We start from the raw sequence: 17,276 nt of genomic DNA, 5'->3' as shown, positions 1-17,276 counted from the left end.
CCCCGCGGAGCGGGTACCACATCGCTGCGCGATGTGCAAGGGGCGCGGTCGCTGCGCTCCCTTCGCCCACGCGGAGCGTGGGCGCCTCCCTCCGCTGCGCTCCTGGAGGCAGTGGGGCCGGCCGCTGCGCGCCCGGCTGGCCGCGCGGTGCGCGGGCGGGCTGCTGGGGTGTGGTGGTGCGGCTAGTGGGGCCTCCAGTAAGGGAGTTGGGGAGTGCTTCGCACTCCTGGGCGGGTCCGCTGCGCTCCCCCGCCTGACGGTCCTTCCGGCTGCGCCTCCAGAACCTTAGGGCCCGCTGGCGCGGGCTTGGCTGACTGTGAGGGTGGGGGTCGCTCGTTCGTGTGAGTTCCAGTGTAGTGCATGCATCGGTTTGATGCAGCATGTACCGTTGGCGGAAACACGGGACACCCCCCAACCACCCGGGCGGGGCGCGCTTTTTGATACGGCATCAGCGCCGGAATTCAGTTCCACCACTCAGCCGAGGAATAACGAATTGGGAAGCTGTGGACCCGAGCCACAGAACGGTACCTCAGATATGGGAAAGTCGGAATTCCGGCGTGCGGAGGTACCGGAGGCGAACGGCCCCTCGGGCCGGGCGGCGGAACCCGTTACGGACCTCAGCCCCTCTCGTTGGCGCTTCTCTCGTCACGGTCGGCTCCACCCGAGACTCAGAGCCGCTGCTGCCGTCCACGACCCGCGCGAAGGCCACGGAGCCGCACGCGAAGCCGCCTCAGCCCCCTCGGGTCCGGCCGGCACCCGTGGGCGGCGAGATGGGTGCGTATAGAGCGATCAAGCATCACCGCAGCTCAGCGGCCATGCCATGTATCGCTGAGGGCTAGTTGAGTATCAATCGGGACGCACCTTTCCCCTAGAGGGGAAATGATCATGTGCCGATTCGGGGCAAGTTCGGCGTGGCGGTTCCCCTCCAGGGGAAATGCCCACTACGGTCAGGGCGCGTACATCGTTCCCCTCCAGGGGAAAGCCCGAGGTGAGGAGCGGTATGGGCCGGGCAAGGCCAGCAGCCAACACGAGCACTGGCGAGTACCTCCAGCTGGAGCTGCTCGACAAGAACGACAAGCCGTTTACGTGGAGCGGCGGAGGCCGGCACGTCAACGCCAGCAAGAAGTTGGGCGCGGCGCTGTTCTCGAAGGACAGCGGGTACTCGAAGAATGACAAGCTGGTCTGGGGCTACTACCTGTTCAACTCGCCCCCCGGGGACGAGCCGCTGCGCGAGAGCTTCCGCGAGATCGGCATCAACCTGGAGCTGCGTCCGAACGCGGTGAGCAAGTCGGTGGGTAGCCTTCATCGTGGGGGCTACCTCCTGGAGGCGGAGAAGGTGGGTCGGGTGAAGTTCTACAAGCTGAATCCCCGGGCGGCCTACGACGGCTCCTCGGGACAGCAGCGGCACGCCACACAGCACGCGCGCCACCCGTCGACCACCTGCCCGCCGGAGAAGAAGGAGGCGTCATGACCACGCAGATCGCCGAGCCGTTCGCCCCGCGCTTCATGGAGGCCGCAGAGCTCAACGACCTCCTCCTCCGGTCCCAGCTCAAGCAGGGCGCTGACCTCAAGGTCCTCATGTACTACGCCACGGCCGTCCCGATGGGCGAGCCGGTCCGCAGCACCGCCACGGACATCGGCCGCATGGTCGGCCTGAGCACCACCAGCGCCTCGCGCAGCATCGGCCGGCTCGCCGAGAACGGCTGGCTCCAGCTTGCCTACAGCGCCGTCGGCGTGAAGTTCTACCGCCTCGGTGCCAAGGCGTCGGGCCTACCGCCGGCGCCCGGAGCGCCGGACGACGACGCGGACGCGCCCCTGGCGACCGTCCGGCACCTTCACGCCTCCTGACCCGGCCGCCCGCCCGGCCGGGCACCACGGCGCTGCACCTCACCAGGGTGCGGCGCCGTTCTCGTATCGCGGGAGAGGCGTTACATCGTTCCCCTGGGCGGGAAACGGCAGGTGGGGCGGCCTTTTGGCGCTGCTTCAGGGCCTCGCCCGAGCGCGCTGACCTGCGGCAACAGCCGCGCCGCCCCCCTGGTGATACATCGTTCCCCTCTAGGGGAAACCCTCAGCGCTGCTACGCGTTTACCCACGTCAGCGGCATGCGCGGTACGACGTCGGTCTCGCTGGTGCTACCGACGTGTTCTGGAGGCGCAGAACGAAGTCCGTGTTGAGGGGAGCCTGCCGCCGACCAGCGCGTACATCGTTCCCCTGGAGGGGAAAGCGGGGTGCCTGCGTCGACACCAAAGCGCCACGCCACCTTGTACAAATCCGAGATCACCCGCCCCCGTACGAGACAGGCCCCCGCCGACGCGCAGCCCCAGACGCGCTCGGAGCTGTCCGGGTCGCCGGCCTAGCCATGGTCGGCGACCCGGTTGCAGCAGCCGTGCCCGCGGCTGCCCCGGTTCAGCGGCCATCCGCTGCACCGGTGAGGTTGCCCTTGCTACCCGTGCAGCAGCCCTGTGCCGCCTGGCCGTGCGATTACTGCGCTCCGCTCTGCTGCACATCTCAGCGGACTTGCAGCAGACGTCCTTGCACCCTCACCACCAGGAGCAGCGGCTCGTGCAGCAGGACGGACCGAGGGCGGAAGGGTGCAAGGTCCGGCGGGTGCTGGAGGTGCTCGTCAGGGCTTCGCCGGGAGGTCGCCAGGGCGTCTGGCCGGGGCCGTGGCGGCACCGTTCCTTGCACCCCAATGTAGGTAAGTAGTTGTAGTGCCTATGCGCGGGTAGAACTCTCCTCCCCCTGAGAGCGGGGCTCGCGGCCGGGAACGGCGAGGGTGCAGCTCCGGGACGGAAGACGCGGCGACCTCGGTCCTGGGGCCGTTGCCGCGGGCCCGGCGCTCCCCTGCCCGCTCGAACCGCTGTGCGCCGCTGTGAGCGCCTCTGTGGGCCCTGGACGCATTCGGGGAGCCCGGAGGGCGTCAAAACGCCGCAGGCGGCCGTACAGCGCCGGGAAGGATCATGCGGGCGGGGTCGTAGTCGGGCGTCGGTGCAGGTGAGCGGGTGAGGATTTCCCCGCGTGGCGAGCTTCGTTCTCAGGGGGAAGAGAGTTCAACCCGCACATAGGTACTACCTGTACTACCTACTGATGGGGTGCAAGAACGGCTGCGGATCCGGCCCGCGACGAACCGCTGGCCGTGGCTCCCGCAGCGGCGCCCCGAGGAGCACCCGGGGATGGGTGCAAGGGTGCAAGGCCCGTGCGTCGAACCTCTCTCTGCTGACGGTGCCGATCTCATCCGCGCGCAGCGCGAGACCGCCCGGCGCATCCGTGCGCGCCGTCGCGTCAGCCGGGTTTTCCACAGCTTCACCTACCGGTACTTCGCCTACGGCGGGTGGGAAGAGCGCGCTCGTCATCTGGTCAGTCAGTCCTAGGTATTCCTCTTACGCGAGCGATCCCTCACCAAACGACGGACCCGATCCCTCACCAAACAACGAACATGAGGTCCGCCGTCTGCCCGTAGGTGCCGACGGCACCTCCCGGTCACGGCAGGCGCTGGGCGAGGGTCTCGCAGTGCCCCAGGGACGTCGCCGCCACTTCGAGGTCGCCTTCAGCCGCGGCCCGGCACGCCAGGCCCATCACCGCCAGCATGTTCTGCAGCGGGCTGTCCTCGCCGTCGGCGCCGGCTTCTTCGACGCGGGCGAGCAGCACGCGGTCGGCCTGGTCCAGGACGTCGGACCAGACGTAGCCCAGCGCCTTCGGGTCGACGCCGGTCAGGGCCGTCAGCCACAGGTCGGCGTGCGAGCGGAGCTGCTGCTCGGCAGTGCGGTAGTCCAGGACGGTCCCGCAGGACATCGAGCCGTCGTCGGGGTGGGACGCGGCCGCGGGCCACGCGGGCAGGTCCTCGGAGTGGGCGGGGCACAGGAACACGAGCCAGGCCGCGCCCGGCCCGTCGTCCCGTGCCGGGCCTTCGCGGAGCGTGGCGGCCGGGAGGGAGCAGCCCGTCGGGGCGGTGCGGAGTCCACCGAGGTTGCGGTGGGCGGAGAGCTGCTGGATGAGGTGGGGCACCTCGGCTCCTTCGGCGGCTAGACCTCGATGTACGCGACGACGATCACGGTCCCCAACACCGAAACCCAGTACAAGAGCCGTACGCGCTCGACGTCGTCGGCGTACTCGCGCAGCTGGGGGCCGGCGTCGGTGCCGGGGAGCGGCTCGCCGATGCCGGGGTTGACGGAGATGACGACCAGGGCGCGGTCCAGGGCGTGGATGTCCGCCTCGCTGGTGATGCTCTCCAGCTGCTTCGCGGCGGAGTCGGAGAACGTGATCCGGGCGCGGCGCGGGCCGTGCTGCCTGGGCATCAGGCGACGGCCGGGCGCTGGGCTGTGAGGCGGGTGAGGTGGGCCTCGCGCAGCTCCTCCCATGGGGTGCACTGCTCGGGGTCGGGCAGGCCGTTGGTGGCGATGTCCTCCAGGACGGCGGCGAAGCGGTCGGCGTCGGCGCGGGTCTTGGCGGCGTACGCGCGCACTGCGTCGGCGGCCGCGGGCTCCAGCTGCCGGGCGGCGGTGTCGGCGGGGGCCGGCTGTTCGCTCATCGTGGACTCCAGAGGGCCGGAACTGGCGTTGCTCACCACGGTATCGCCGGGGGCGCGGGCCGGGGACCGCTCCGGCCGAATTGGGCATCGGTTGCGCTCCGTAGTCGTTTCCGGCGGGGTGTCACGCTGTTCGGTGCGGGGCCGAAATCCGGGGGTCGGCCCCGTGATTGCGGGCCCGATGGGCAGCGTGACACCCCAGCGTGACAGCCGGATCGGGGGTGCGTGACACCCCGAGCGTGACAGCGTGACAGTCACCCTTGGTAATCAGCGGGCGGGGTGGGCGCGGGTGAGAAACGCGGCGAGAGCATCGGCGGCTTCGGGCTCGGTGGTGGCGATCCGGGCCGCGAACGCCAGCTCACCGAGGTCGGCGCCGGGGACCAGGCGGGCGAGTTCGGCGAGCAGCGCGGCGTGCGCGAGGACCGGCGCGTTGAGAAGGCCGGCGGCTTCCTCGCGGGCGGCGGGGTCGCGGTAGTGCCCGAGGTGCGCGGCCAGGGCGTGCGCGAGCCAGGCGTCGACGTCGGCCTGGACGTACCCGCCGGCTCGCCGGGTGAGTTCGTCGCGTACGGCTTCGTCACCGGTGCGGGGTTCGGCCTGCTCCAGGGTGCCGAGCTCGCGCAGCGCCTGGACCTCGTCGGCGCGGGCCGCGATCCGCTGGGCTTCGCGCAGCTCGGCTTCCCGGGCGGCGGCGGCCGCGGCGTCGGCGGCGAGCTCGGCCTGGACGACGACGTCGCCCTGCGGGTCGTACACGTCGTCGGTCCCGGCGAGCAGCTGCGTGATGCGCGCCCACTCCGCGAGCTCCGCCGGTCCGCGCTCATCGTTCGCCAGGTCCTCGTGCCGGGAGTCCTGCCGGGCCATGAAGTGGGCGTCCTCGAGCGCGGCCGCGGCCTCCGTGTGCGTCATGCCCCGGGCGCGGCGGCGCACCGAGCCGCGGCCCACCTTCGCCTGGTCGACCGGCTCACGGGGCGCAGCGGCGTACGGGGGCAGCGGTCGGCGGGTATCGCCGCCGGGCGGCCACATCCTGGTCATCTTCGGTCTCGCATTCGTGGTGAGGAATGGAGCGGGCCGCCGCCAGAGCGCTGTACGACGGCCCGCCGATACGTTTTATAGCAGGCCCTGAATTCGGGCGGGTCAGAAATTGAAAGCTATTTTCGTCACCGACGTGAAATCTGCGCGCAGACCATCGGCCAGTGTGCCCCAGTCCGTGAAATACGACTCGGTGATGGCCGCCGCGACGATCGGGTGTAGATCTTCCTCCGTCGCACCAGCTTCCTGGAGCTCCAGAATCTGCTTCACGTAGAAGGGCGAGATGTCCGTGGTGATCTGACGCTCGCGGCCGTCGTCCGAGCTGCCCGTGCAGGTGAATCCGAAGTACGCCGTCACCTCCACCATCATCCCCCGGGACGTGGACGCCTGTGCGCGTGCCTGTGCCCTGACCTGCGGTTGCCACTCCGATTCCGTCTCTTCCACCAAGGCGGCCTGGAGACGCTTCTGCGGCTTCTTCAGCTTCCCGGCGAGGTAGCGCTCCACCGTCCGGCGTGAGGTGCCCAGGCGCTCCGCCACGGCTGCGGTGGACCCGCCCTCGCGCGTGCGGAGGAATTTCATGCGTGCCTTTGCCGATTTCGGGGCGGGCCGGGTGAAGAGCTTCCGCTCCGCCCGCGCGAGGGCTTCCAGGATCTTGCCGCGGCGCGGGGCCGGCTGCTGCTGCTCGTGATCGCTCATACCTCCAGGGACCACGGTTCACCTGTGGACAGTGGCCGGGCTTTCGCCCCCACACGCGAGCGAGCCCGGACCAACTGGTCCGGGCTCGCGGGCTGTTCGGGGCAGGCTGCTACAGGTCGAACTCCAGGTGCTCGACATCGAGCATGCGGACCTCATCCAGGCTTCCGGCGCGGCGGCCGCCGTCCTGGAAGTAGACCTCCTTGAGTGCTTCGGCCGCGATCTCCCGCAGGCGGTCGTCACTGACCCCGGCCGCTTGGGCGTCGAAGAGGCGGGCGGCGTAGACGGGCGGCAGGGCGACGGTCAGGTGCCGGATGCGGTCCTGGTCCGTGGAGCCGATCGGCGCGGTGTAGCCCATGCGGGCGCGGGCGTCGATGACGATGCCGCCGGTCGTCGCCGCCTTCTCGCGGGCCTTGGCCCGGATCTGAGGCTGCCACCGCTTGGTCACCTCGCGCTCCAGGCGCGCGGCGAGGTCGGCGCGCGGCTTCTTCGCCTTGCCCGCCACGTACCGCTCCACCTGCCGCTGGGACATGCCGAGCAGTTCGGCGACGGCCTTCGTGCCGCCGAGCTGCTTGACCATGTACCGCATCTGCGGGCCCGCGGACTTGGGTGCCGGGCGGGTGAACGCCTTCTGCACCGCCTTGTCCAGGCCGTCCCCGAACATGCTCATCGCCTGCGTACTCCCCTACTCGCCGTTGTCGGCGTCGGTGACGGTGCCGTCCTTGATGGACCGGGCCAGGTTGAGCTCCGGGGCGTTGAACTTGTCCCGGACCTCCTCGCCCCACAGGACGGACTGGGTGCCCTCGTGCTTGACCAGGCCGGGGTTGATGCCGAGCTTGAAGCCACCCGGGAGCGGCTTGCCCTCCCGGTAGGGCAGGAAGTCCAGCGGCGAGGGCCCGTTCGCGGCGTAGACGACGCAGTCGGACAGGATCGCAATCGGGTACTGCCCGGTGAACGCCGCGTGCTTGACGATCTTCCGGTGGAGGTTGATCCGGGTACGGGAGATGACCGCCGCCCGGATGTCGGGGCGCCACGTCGGGCGCTCCAGGGCACGCCACCGCTCGCCCGACCGCCAGCCCTCACCGCGGGGCCGCTCGCGCAGTTTGCCGATGCCGCCCTTCACCGTCGCCTTGATCGCCGAGACGACGATCGTCAGCTCCGGGTCGCGGTCCTTGTAGCCGTCCATCGCGGCGAGGAAGTCGGCCGGGGCGAGGTCGGCGTCGACGCCGAGGTCGGCCATCGTGGCGAGGAAGGCGTCACGCAGCCGCCCGTACCAGCCGTCCAGGTAACGGCCGCTCTCGTACCGCACCCACGCCTCGACCGGCGCGACGTCGTAGCCGAGCTCCTGGGCGTACGCCACCGTCGGCGTCGCGTACCAGGCCGGGCCCGTCGGGCGGTCGCCCTTCGGCGTGAACGGGGAGGGGAGCAGCGAGCCGTCCAGCTCCACCCACTCCTTGCCGACCTTCACCTTCGACAGGTCGACGTGGGACAGGTCGACCAGCCACGAGCCGGGCAGCTTCGGGTCGAACACCGGGTTCTTGACCTGCGTCGGCTCACTAAGGCCGACGTTCAGCCCGTTCGCGCCGGCGGCGAACGCCATGTTGACGTCCAGTCCGACCAGGTAGCGCAGCGTGCACTCGGCATCGGTCATCGGCCGCGCCCAGTCGTACGCCTCCTCGAACAGCTTCTGGTCCGGTCCCCGGACGGTGAAGCGCGGCAGGTCCGCCAGCAGCGGGTGCCCGTCCGGGGCCTCGCACGGCGCGCAGTCCACCGGGTCCTTACCCAGCGACCCGGGCGTCTTGGTCTCGGACTGCCGCAGGGCGCCGGTCTCCTCATCGCGTACGGCGTGGGTCGGCGGGTGCAGCGCGGTCATCAGCTCCAGGCCGGTGACGGCGGTGGAGCCGCGCGGCGTCATCACCCGGGCCGCGTAGACGCCCAGGACGCGGGCGAGCTCCGCCGGCGGAAGCTGCGCGGCGTCGCCCCAGAACCGGGCGTCCAGCGCGTTCCACGACGGGATGCACAGCTGCACGCACTGGCGCTCCGAGCCCTTGGCCGGGCGGAAGATCCGCGCCCACGGCCCGAAGCCCCTCTTCGTGAGCTTCCAGTCGGCGCGCACCAGCTGCTTGATGACCTTGTGGCCCTCCGGGATCCGACCGGCGTCCTTCTCCTCCGCCGTGAACGCGACGGGCAGGCCGTAGCGCTCCAGGGCGGCCTCGGTGAGCACGAGCAGCGGGTCGGCGGGCCGCCCCGGGCCGGACAGCTTCGGCTGCCCGAGCTTCGCCTCCTTGAGCGTCCAGTCGACCAGGGACGGCAGGGACTTGGCGGGCACGTCCAGGACCAGGCCGCCGGTGCAGTACGCCAGCACCTTCCCGTCCTCGACGTCGACGACCGCGAGCGGTCCGTTCTCGAACCGCGGATCGGTGCCGCCCGCCGGGGTATTGGCCGGGGCCGCCTTCCGCGTGCCGGGACGGCGCGAGGTCGGCGTGCTCCTGGTGGCGGGCGCCGGGCGCGACGCGGCGGCCGGAGCAGCGGCGACAGGGGCCGGGGCGGGGGGCTGGGTGTTCTCGGTTGCAGTCATGACCGCAGCCTCGGACGCCGGACCTGTGGACAGAGACCGGACTTCCGCCGGGGCAGGTGCGCCGGTGAACGTGGCGGGCACCGGGGCCGGGTAGAGCTCCGCGAGCTGCTTGAGCAGCCGCGCGTACGCCTCACGCTCGGGGCCGCGCGGCTCGGTCGGCTTCTTCACCGACTCCCAGGCGGACACCGTGGCCCGGCGCACGTTCAGCGCGCCGGCGATGTCGTCCAGCGTCAGGCCGTGGGCGACCCGCAGCCGCTTGCGCTCCTCCGCCGACGGTAGAGGAGAGCGGGACGCGACCAGCGCGTCGACAGCGTCGAACATCTCGGACATGGAACACCTCCTGACGCAGACTCTACCCCATGAACCGTAAGAATGGCGTACTTCGACCGTACGAACACCGTACGACCACTCTTGAGGGTGAGGCGACGCTTCGCGCTGACCCCGCAGGGCGCGCCATGGCGCGGCGAATCCGCGCCATGGCTGGTTCTTACGAATGCGCACCGGCGGGAGACGCGGGTCATTACCGTCGTGACCATGGCAAAGGGGAAGATCGGCCCGGTCGACTGGGCGATGCGGGCGGCGCTGTGGCTGTACGCGCTCGTGAGCGTCCCGCTGTACCTGTGGTTCCTGCACCACATGGGCGACCGCTGGGGGCAGCAGCTCCCCGCCGATGACGACCTGCGTTTCTGGCTGCCGATCGTCGTCCCGCTCGCCGCGTTCAGCTTCACCACGATGTCCAGCACGTCCTGGTGGTACAGCACCGAGGCCCGCCCATTCCTGCTGGGCCGCAAGGGCTGGCGCTTCATGATGGTCTTCGTCGTCGCCCTGTCCCTGATGGCCGGCTTCTTCGGCTCCGCGCACCGGGACTTCGTCGCCGTGGTACTGACCTTGATGGTCACGACCATCGGCATCGGCGGTCTGTGGCTCCTGCCGCCGGCGCTGTCCCCGCAACTGCTCGACACCCTGCGCCCGAAGGAAGCGGCGCCGGTTGATCCGTCCTGACGACGCTTGAGGGAGAACGTGATGAGACTCGTCTGGCTGGCCGCGATCACTGTGCTCGCCGTTGTGATGGCGGTGTTCACGCCGTACGTACTGCGGACCGAATCGACGTGGCAGGCCGCGGCCTGGCTGGTCATGCTCGCTGCAACGGTCACCGGCATCGCCGTACTCATCCGCGCAGAGCTGCTGCTCCGCCGCCTGGAGCGCCCCGCGAACAGCGACGTCTCCGAGACCTGATCCGCCTTTCCAGGAACCCGTGTCCGTCCCGCCGTCGAAGTGGAGAAACAAGCGTGCTCGACAACCTGGTGGCAGTGTTCACCGGCAAGCACAAGGACCGCCTGGTCAAAGCCGCCGGGGTGGCCTCGGTCGATCTCATCTGTGCGGGCGACACCTGGCGGGCCGTCCACTCCCAGTGCGCCCGCCGCAACGACATCATTGCCCTGCCGGGCCGGGACGCCGGCGGTGAGGGCCGGGACCTGCAGCCGGTCAGCCTGACCGGCCCACAACTGGCCCTCGTGCTCGCCAAGCTGTTCCGCGGAGCGCGCGGCTACTCCGTCGCCCACCCCCACGAGCGGGCCGTCTACCAGCGGGTCTACGACGCCGCCGCCGCGGTACTGGACCAGGTGGACCTCAAGGAGGCGGAGGGGAAGCCGATTCCACCCATCGTCATCGACGCACGACTCGGTTCCGAATAGAGGTCGGGCTGATGGGCCCCGCTGTCGCCCATCAGGAGATGCTCTGACCACGATGGGCGATTTCTTGGGCGACCAGGTAGTTGGCCCAGTCGAACCACGGCCCCATGTCCCCGAACGGACCGCCGGTCTTCGCCTCGGTCAGGAGGAAGTCCAGGCCGCCGTCTGCGACGTTTCGCCCTCCAAGGGCTTCCGCTCGGGCGAGCATCTTCTTCCGGTCCAGCTCGAAATGGTCGAGCGGCCCGCCGCTGCACCCGGGCAGGAGCCGCTCCCCGGGCAGCGAAAGCCCAGCGCACAGGACGCTCATCCACGGCTCGGACGTCAGCTCCTCCAGCGTCTCCACCGACAGCCCGGGTGCATTGGTGGCGAGCCTGTCCAACAACGCGGTCGCGAGCATCACACACGCGCTGACGTGCTTCCACGCCAGGTTCTCCACCTCGATCTCGTAGTCGACCGTGGCCTGCTCAAGCGCCAGGAGCGCCCCGGCATGACGGGTGAACCGCTGCCCCTCGGTGTAGCGGTTCGTGTTGCTCAGCGTCTGATCCACGCGGTGCCCCAGGACGTCTGCGCTCCGCAGCTCGTGTCTCAGGTCCGCGCACGCGCAGAACAGGTCGCGCAGGGCCCCCACCTCATCGGAAGTCAGCCGGTCCAGTTTGGTGAACTGCGGAGACGAAGTCACGATCCCTCCCAGGAAGTCGCTGCTCACGGTAGTGGTGCCCGCCTCATCAAGACGTCGGTTCATGCCACCTCACCGGCCGCCTGCCGAGGGGGCGGTGCCACTGCGGCGGGTGCTCCGGCTCGTTCGGCGCGGGCCCGGCGCAGCGCCGCGGCCTCCGTCGTGGCGGCCTGGCGGCGGCGCTGGACGCGGGCCTGCCCGATCTCAGCCGGCGCATCGTCCGCGACGACACCCGGCTCGGGGAACGCCCGCCGCGCCAGCTCCCGCATCGCCTTCGTCTGCCGCTCCACCGCCGCCGCGATACCCGGATCCACCCGGGACGGCCGTGCGGCCTGGCGGTGCGCCTCGATCGCACGGCGGTACCCGTCCGGCGGCGGCCGGCGCTCCACCGGAACGGCGGGCGCGGCCACCTGCGGGGCCGGGGCGGCGACCGAGGCAGCGGGACCGGCCGTCATGGGTGCGGGCGCCAGGACGTGCAGGGCGCGGACGTTCGCGCCTCGCACCCGCTCGTTGGCCGCTTCGATCAGCTTCGGCGCGCTCCAGCGGAGCTGTGTGCCGCAGGCCGGGACGTCGGGGGCGACCTCCAGGCGGCCGGTGTCCGCGTCGAACGCCACCGCCCGGACCCGTCCGGCGAGCTCGGGCACGGTCGCGGCGAGGATGGCGTCGAACTGGGCGAGGACGCTTCCGCCGGCGGCCGGGGCGACCATGCCGCGCTCCGTCATCATCATCCCGATCGCGCTCCCCAGACCGAGCGGCTCCCGGCCGTCGCGTCGTACGGCGGTGCCGGTGCGCCGCTTCGGCTTCTTCGTGGTGGCGCCGTTCTTCCTCGCCGCTTCCCGGGCGGCGAGCAGGGCCTGGCGCGCGAGGTCGACGCCGCTCGGCTGCGTCTCGGTGGTCATGCGATCACCGCCGTGTCGCCGTCCAGCCGGCGGGTGGCGAGCTCGGGCAGCCGGTCCGTCCACGGCGCGGGCACGGCCGTCTCGGTGCGGGCCGCCGCCTGCGCGCGCAGCTGCTCCAGGCGCGTGGCCATCAGGTACTCGACAGCGCGCTCCCGGGCGGTGTCGGCGGCCTTCGTCGCCGCTGCGACGGCGTCCGCACCGTGCGGGTTGTGCTGGAACCAGCGGCGGCCCTGCTCGGTCTTGTAGGCCCGCTTCGCCTCCGTCTCGGCTTCCTCGCTCTGCCCCAGCATCGCCAGGGCGTTGCGCCGGTACTCCGCAAGGGCCTGCTCAGCGGTGTGGAGGGCGCCGAACGCGAGGACGGACGCGGTACCCGCCGGGTCGCCGTCCTGGTCGGCCGGGTCCATGGCGCGCACGTAGTCGGCGCGGACAGCAGCGATCTGGCGCTCCAGCGACACCCGCACATCGGCGACGGTGGCGGCGACGTGGCCCAGGTCGGTGAGATCGGCGGACCAGGTGGCCGCGACCATCCCGGCCTCCACGATCAGGGCCTCGGTCCGGCGCCGGTAGCCGCACGCCTCACACAGCCCGGCCGCCCGCTCCTGCCCGCAGTCCTCGCACGCCAGGGCTTGGCGCACCGCATCGGCAGCAGCCGCGGCCGCCGCTTCACGCTCCACCCGCTCCTGGTCAGCCGCACGGGCCGCTTCCCGCCGGGCCTGCTCCGCAGCTGCCTGCTCACGGCGCCACACGAAGTCCTCCGCCTCCAGGGCGGCCTGCTCGCGCAACCGCCCCTCGAGGACGCGCCGCCGCTCGTCGTCACCGAGGCCAGGGAACTCCCGGTCGATGTCCGCTCCGATCCGGGCGCGGCGGGCCCGGCGCAGGTGCAGCACGTTCCCGCAGTTCTCGCAGTCCTCGCCGGTGTCGAGCCGGATTCCGTCGTCGCACTTGCGGTGCGAGCAGGCCGGCCGCTGGGGCAGGCCCCGCCCGAGCAGCCACCCGAACGGGTCGGTGACCAGGGCCTCGCCGCCGGTCTGCTCCAGCCGGTCGGCGAGCCGGTCGGCCAGCAGACGCGGCGCACCCTCCGACGCCACTCCCAGGCCCACCACCTGCGCCAGCGATGCCTTCGCGACCTCCTCCACCCGGTCCTGCTGCCAGCCGGACAGCCGCCCCCACAACCACGCCACCGGCCCCAGTGCCACCCGCAGACCAAGATCAGCCGGAAGGGCCACCCTCCGCTGCTGCTGCGCCTTTCCACCACCCACGGCCTTCAGCCGGCGACGGGCCCCGGCACCGGCAGCGCGCTGCCCACCCAGCTCATCGACCGCGGACTCTTTCGGCTTTTCCCCGCGCAGCGGGCCAACCCCGGCCACCGGCGACGTCGACGCGGCAGCGGTGCCTTCGCCGTCGACGGCCCGGTCCTCGCCCGCGCACACGCGCTCCGGCCGACGGCCTTCAGCCCCACGGCCTTCGCCGGAAAAACCACAATCAAGCTGCTGAGGAACGACGGGAGTAACCACAGAAGCGTGGTCTGCGTGGAGCGCTGCACCATCGGGACGCTCCTGATCCGCCGCATCTCCGGCGCTCTCAGCACCGCCGATCCCAGACGTACCAAGGGCACCAGCCGTACCGGCCGGAGCATGATCTCCGCACGCACCATCAGGACGCACCGAAAACCCGAGACCGGCGCTCTCAACAGCCTCCACAGAGGCCGGCGAGCGCCCGTACGCGCGGGCCACCGGCAGCAGCATGACCCGGGCCCGGCCGTTCATCCGCGTCGACGTCGCCTTGCGCTGCCGCGCCACGACACCGGCCTCCGTCAGCCGGGCCAGGACCTTCCGGGCCCCCGAGGGCGAGCAGCCCAGCAGCCGGGCCAGCGTCGCCGCCCCGCGCCCCTCCTTCACCCTCACCGAGCCGCCGCACAGCTGCAGCCAGCCCGACGCCCGGGTGTTCAGCACCATCAGCAGCAGAGCGAGCCGGTCGGTCGCAGCCCCCTTGCCCCTACGGCCGGCCAGCAGACCCGGCGGCGTCGGCTCCTTGTTCTCCGGCGTCCAGCCGTGCCCGAACAGCGCCTCCAGGAGGTGCAGCAGCGTCGCCAGCTCCGCCTTCGTCAGCGCCAGCGGGTGCCCCGCTCCCCCGCTCTTGCGGGCGTTCCACAGCGGCATGACCAGGCAATCCAGCCCGGTCGGGTGCCCCTTCGCGTCCGTCACCACCTGCGTGTGCAGCACGTCCGAGCCGCGGAGCACCGGCAGCACCTTGTGGTGGACCGTGGACTCCTTCATGCCCAGCCAGCGGCCCAGCTCCGCGCCCCAGATCGAGGTCTGGTTGTCGTTCTTCTCGCCCTTGGGCGCCCGCGACTTCGCGTACAGCACCACCGCCGCCAGCCGCGGCGCGTCCTTCAACCCGACGATCGACGGGTCCGACAGCAGCGCCTGGATCGCGGCGAGCAGCCGCAGCCTCATCCGCCGACCCAGACGCAGCGGATCCTCCAGGCCGTTCTCGCCCGGCTTCCCGGAGGCCGGCACCGACCGCAGCGCGGTCCGCTGCCCCGGAAGCCGGGCCCCGTCGACCGAGTTGTCGACGTCGTCCCGCAGCGGGTGGTCCAGCACGGCGGCCGACGCCGCCACGGCACTCATCGGCCCACCCGGACAGACACGGGGCGCGGCGAAGAGGAAGAGGAACAGGTCATCCGGCGAGCCTGGAGGACCGGCCCTGTGGACAGAGTCCGGGCCGCCGCGAGGGCATACAGCCCTCCGCGCGACTCCGCAGCTCCCACCGGTGCCGGTGTGACACCTGTGACCAAGATGTGATCAGGATTAATGCCGCGAACTACGTAAATAGCCCGAGCGGATCCCGTCACACGGGAAGCCCGCCACCCATGAACCGGGGTGAAACGGGCAAACTCAGGCTGACAGGGGGACGCCAGATCGTGCACTATGGCGGAACAACCTTTCAGATTCATGGCCGCACCTCCGCCCGCTACGCGGGAAGGGGCCGACCGATGGAGATGTGAGGGGACCGCCCACTCCGTGAGGAGCGGGCGGCCGGACGAAGATCCAGAGGCGAGCCTTTCTTTCCTGTGGTGATTCGAACGGATGTTTCAGTGGCCCGTGAGGGCCGTTCAGTGGCCCTGGCAGGGGCCGGTGGAGCTCGGTCTTGGCAGACCGGGTGAAGCAGCTCGGTCTTGGCAGACCGGGTGAAGCAGCTCGGTCTTGGCAGACCGGGTGGAATGGCTCGGTCTTGGCTGACCGAGTGGAGCGACCCGCCTGGCAAGGCGGGGTTGTGCTGATTGAGATAAAGAAGACCCAGCTCAGTGAGCTGGAGCCCAGCGGCGGGTGTGAACCGGCGACTGGGCGGCCGACCTGGATATTGATCTGGTCGGCGAGACGGGCCACGCGGGGCCGAAGTGGATTGGCAGTCCACTCTTTTGGCACGCGCGGTCGATGGCCGCTAGGTCATCCCAACCCCCTGAATACGGAGGTTGGCGTCAAGCTGCCCAGGCGCGCACCCGATGGCGTGATCGCGATGGTGAAACGGCGTAGCGGCACGTGAAGTTCCGACGACGCGGGTACTCTTCATCCCGCGATCACCTCCTTTCCAGGTGAGTCGCCCAACGAGGCTTAGCCCCGTTCGAGAGCCCCCAGCGGACCATGCCCGGTCTTGGGGGTTCTCGCCGTTATGGATCAAATCTGCGATCACCCTAACCCCGTGTGACGACACATTGCGGGGCTGAAAACGCACCGCGCCCGAGAAGTCGCGAATGCCGGGAAGACTGCGGTGTTTGACGGCAAAGTCGTGACCGAGGTGGGTCACCCAGTGGGTAAGTCCCTGAGGCGCCATCAGGTCAACCCGCCTAGGTGTGTGTTGATTGCCTTCGAGTGGCGTACGACTGAGGCAGGCCGCTGACCCAACCATCCGGACAGGCGATGGGCGGGGGCTTCGGTGCGGACGTGTTCAAAGCCTTCGCGCAGGTAGAACCGTTGCAGCATCAGGTTGTCGCGCCAGCAGTCCAGCCGTACCCACGACTTGCCCTGGGTGCGCGCCTGGCTGCCGGCCCAGTCCAGGAGAAGACCGCCGAGGTTGCTGCCCTTCGCGGCCCGAGCGGTGATGAGTTTGGCTACGTAGACGGCGCTTTCGGGAGAGTCGCCCGGTCGCCAGAAATCCATGTCGGCTGGAGCGAGTGTCACCGTGGCAAGTACGGCCTGGTCCTCGACGACCCAGGTGCGGCCAGCCTCGATATCAGCCATCCACTTCGCCAAGGCCGGGCCGCGCGTCTGAGGGTTTCTCCACTGGTCAATTCCGGCGGCAGCGAGCCAGCCTTCTGCCTCGATACGCAGTGCCATCAAGGCGTCAACGTCTGCCGTAGTGGCGGGGCGCAGGATCACCGGTTGATCTCCAGCTCGTAGATGATCCGGTTGCGGTCACCGGGAGCAATCGTCACCATCACGCGGACCGGAAGACCGTCTGCTCCGAAGCCAATTCGGACGTGCTGGCATACAGGGGTACCCGGAAGGTTCTGCAGGTTGAGGCGCTCGATCTCGGCACTCGTGGGCATCCTGATGTCGAGCTCGTCGCGGATGCGGTGCTGCGGATTGCCCGTGGCAGCGAGGATGCCGCCCTTCATGGTGACGTCGCGCTCTTCCATGAGAGGGGTGCCCTCAGCGATCTCGACAGGGAACCAAGAATCGGCGAGTTGGCACGGCTCGCCGTCAACGAGACGAAGCCGCCGGCGGGCAACGACAGGTGTGCCCGGCTCCAGACCGAGCCAGTTCGCGATGTCCTTCGGCGCCGGTTCGGTCGAGACCTGCGGGACGCCCTGCTCGGGCTCCCTGCCTTGGGCTCGGACCTGCGCTTTCCAGTCGTCGGTGTTGGTCACCGGGTCGTCGCTTCTCTCGCCACGTTCGTACTCGCCGGGGTTCCAGAGCAACGGGTTGTAGACCCTCACGAACGCGCCCGCGCCTTGGCGCGCGACGACGTGGCCGGACTCCTTGAGCTGGGTGACGGCCCGATACACGAGGAGCTCGCTGACGCCGAACTCCGCCGAGATCTGCTTCGTGCTGGGCAACTTGTCGCCCGGCTGCAGCCCACCGGAGTCGATCCGGGCGCGGAAGGTCTCCGCGATCGATCTGGCCGTAGCCGGCTTCTTAGTCATGGCGGGAACCATAGCGCAACTTCCGATAGGAAGTAATGGGGT

Annotated in this window: 17 protein-coding genes; 5 read left to right on the top strand and 12 right to left on the bottom strand. The window is 70.4% G+C overall.

Annotated elements, in window-relative coordinates; genetic code table 11:
• Nucleotides 1-1,000: 1,000 nt before the first annotated feature.
• Nucleotides 1,001-1,471, top strand: coding sequence for a transcriptional regulator (locus ACIREO_RS39075; protein ID WP_404119669.1), 471 nt, complete (start codon nt 1,001-1,003; stop codon nt 1,469-1,471).
• Nucleotides 1,468-1,848, top strand: a complete 381-nt coding sequence (locus tag ACIREO_RS39070; RefSeq protein WP_054219678.1) for a MarR family transcriptional regulator — start codon at nt 1,468-1,470, stop codon at nt 1,846-1,848. Before ACIREO_RS39075 ends, ACIREO_RS39070 begins: the two co-directional genes overlap by 4 nt.
• Before the next feature lie 1,632 nt (nt 1,849-3,480).
• Here the strand turns inward: ACIREO_RS39070 and ACIREO_RS39065 are convergent.
• From ACIREO_RS39065 to tap, 7 genes are all read right to left on the bottom strand, one after another.
• Nucleotides 3,481-4,005: a hypothetical protein gene (locus ACIREO_RS39065; protein ID WP_404119666.1), complete on the bottom strand. Its 525-nt coding sequence runs from the start codon at nt 4,003-4,005 to the stop codon at nt 3,481-3,483.
• Nucleotides 4,006-4,022: 17 nt separating this feature from the next.
• The gene (locus ACIREO_RS39060; RefSeq protein ID WP_404119663.1) at nt 4,023-4,295 is read right to left on the bottom strand and encodes a hypothetical protein; all 273 of its coding nucleotides are present in this window, start codon (nt 4,293-4,295) and stop codon (nt 4,023-4,025) included.
• Nucleotides 4,295-4,528 (bottom strand): hypothetical protein, encoded by a 234-nt coding sequence (locus ACIREO_RS39055; RefSeq protein ID WP_404119660.1) that lies wholly within the window; start codon nt 4,526-4,528, stop codon nt 4,295-4,297. The genes ACIREO_RS39060 and ACIREO_RS39055 overlap by 1 nt, the downstream gene beginning before the upstream one ends.
• A 264-nt stretch (nt 4,529-4,792) precedes the next feature.
• Nucleotides 4,793-5,554 carry a hypothetical protein gene (locus ACIREO_RS39050; protein WP_404119657.1) on the bottom strand — a complete coding sequence of 254 codons (762 nt, stop codon included), beginning with the start codon at nt 5,552-5,554 and terminating at the stop codon, nt 4,793-4,795.
• Nucleotides 5,555-5,656: 102 nt separating this feature from the next.
• A complete protein-coding gene (gene tpg / locus ACIREO_RS39045) occupies nt 5,657-6,247 on the bottom strand; it encodes a telomere-protecting terminal protein Tpg (RefSeq protein ID WP_404119655.1) in 591 nt (196 codons plus the stop codon).
• A 109-nt stretch (nt 6,248-6,356) separates the two neighbouring features.
• The gene (gene tpg / locus ACIREO_RS39040) at nt 6,357-6,914 is read right to left on the bottom strand and encodes a telomere-protecting terminal protein Tpg (protein ID WP_404119653.1); all 558 of its coding nucleotides are present in this window, start codon (nt 6,912-6,914) and stop codon (nt 6,357-6,359) included.
• 15 nt (nt 6,915-6,929) lie between these two features.
• Entirely contained in the window at nt 6,930-9,152 is a 2,223-nt protein-coding gene (gene tap / locus ACIREO_RS39035) for a telomere-associated protein Tap (protein WP_404119650.1), read from the bottom strand.
• A 204-nt stretch (nt 9,153-9,356) separates the two neighbouring features.
• Between tap and ACIREO_RS39030 the strand changes: the two genes are divergently transcribed.
• The 3 genes from ACIREO_RS39030 to ACIREO_RS39020 are packed head-to-tail and all read left to right on the top strand — an operon-like array spanning nt 9,357 to nt 10,516.
• Complete coding sequence (locus tag ACIREO_RS39030; RefSeq protein ID WP_404119647.1) at nt 9,357-9,824, top strand: hypothetical protein; 468 nt, start codon at nt 9,357-9,359, stop codon at nt 9,822-9,824.
• A 21-nt stretch (nt 9,825-9,845) separates the two neighbouring features.
• The gene (locus ACIREO_RS39025; protein WP_404119645.1) at nt 9,846-10,058 is read left to right on the top strand and encodes a hypothetical protein; all 213 of its coding nucleotides are present in this window, start codon (nt 9,846-9,848) and stop codon (nt 10,056-10,058) included.
• Nucleotides 10,059-10,111: 53 nt separating this feature from the next.
• The gene (locus tag ACIREO_RS39020; RefSeq protein ID WP_404119643.1) at nt 10,112-10,516 is read left to right on the top strand and encodes a hypothetical protein; all 405 of its coding nucleotides are present in this window, start codon (nt 10,112-10,114) and stop codon (nt 10,514-10,516) included.
• 31 nt (nt 10,517-10,547) lie between these two features.
• Here the strand turns inward: ACIREO_RS39020 and ACIREO_RS39015 are convergent, their stop codons facing one another.
• From ACIREO_RS39015 to ACIREO_RS38995, 5 genes are all read right to left on the bottom strand, one after another.
• Complete coding sequence (locus ACIREO_RS39015) at nt 10,548-11,192, bottom strand: hypothetical protein (protein WP_404119641.1); 645 nt, start codon at nt 11,190-11,192, stop codon at nt 10,548-10,550.
• Nucleotides 11,193-11,251: 59 nt separating this feature from the next.
• On the bottom strand, nt 11,252-12,088 hold the full coding sequence (locus ACIREO_RS39010) for a DciA family protein (RefSeq protein ID WP_404119639.1): 837 nt from the start codon (nt 12,086-12,088) through the stop codon (nt 11,252-11,254).
• Nucleotides 12,085-14,718, bottom strand: a complete 2,634-nt coding sequence (locus ACIREO_RS39005; RefSeq protein WP_404119637.1) for a hypothetical protein — start codon at nt 14,716-14,718, stop codon at nt 12,085-12,087. The genes ACIREO_RS39010 and ACIREO_RS39005 overlap by 4 nt, the downstream gene beginning before the upstream one ends.
• A gap of 1,203 nt (nt 14,719-15,921) precedes the next feature.
• A complete protein-coding gene (locus ACIREO_RS39000) occupies nt 15,922-16,467 on the bottom strand; it encodes a GNAT family N-acetyltransferase (protein WP_404119634.1) in 546 nt (181 codons plus the stop codon).
• Nucleotides 16,464-17,246 carry a GntR family transcriptional regulator gene (locus tag ACIREO_RS38995; protein WP_404119631.1) on the bottom strand — a complete coding sequence of 261 codons (783 nt, stop codon included), beginning with the start codon at nt 17,244-17,246 and terminating at the stop codon, nt 16,464-16,466. The genes ACIREO_RS39000 and ACIREO_RS38995 overlap by 4 nt, the downstream gene beginning before the upstream one ends.
• Nucleotides 17,247-17,276 lie beyond the last annotated feature (30 nt).

The sequence above is a fragment of the Streptomyces sp. NPDC102441 genome (assembly GCF_044765585.1).
Lineage (GTDB): Bacteria > Actinomycetota > Actinomycetes > Streptomycetales > Streptomycetaceae > Streptomyces.
This window is presented reverse-complemented; position numbering and strand designations above follow the sequence as displayed.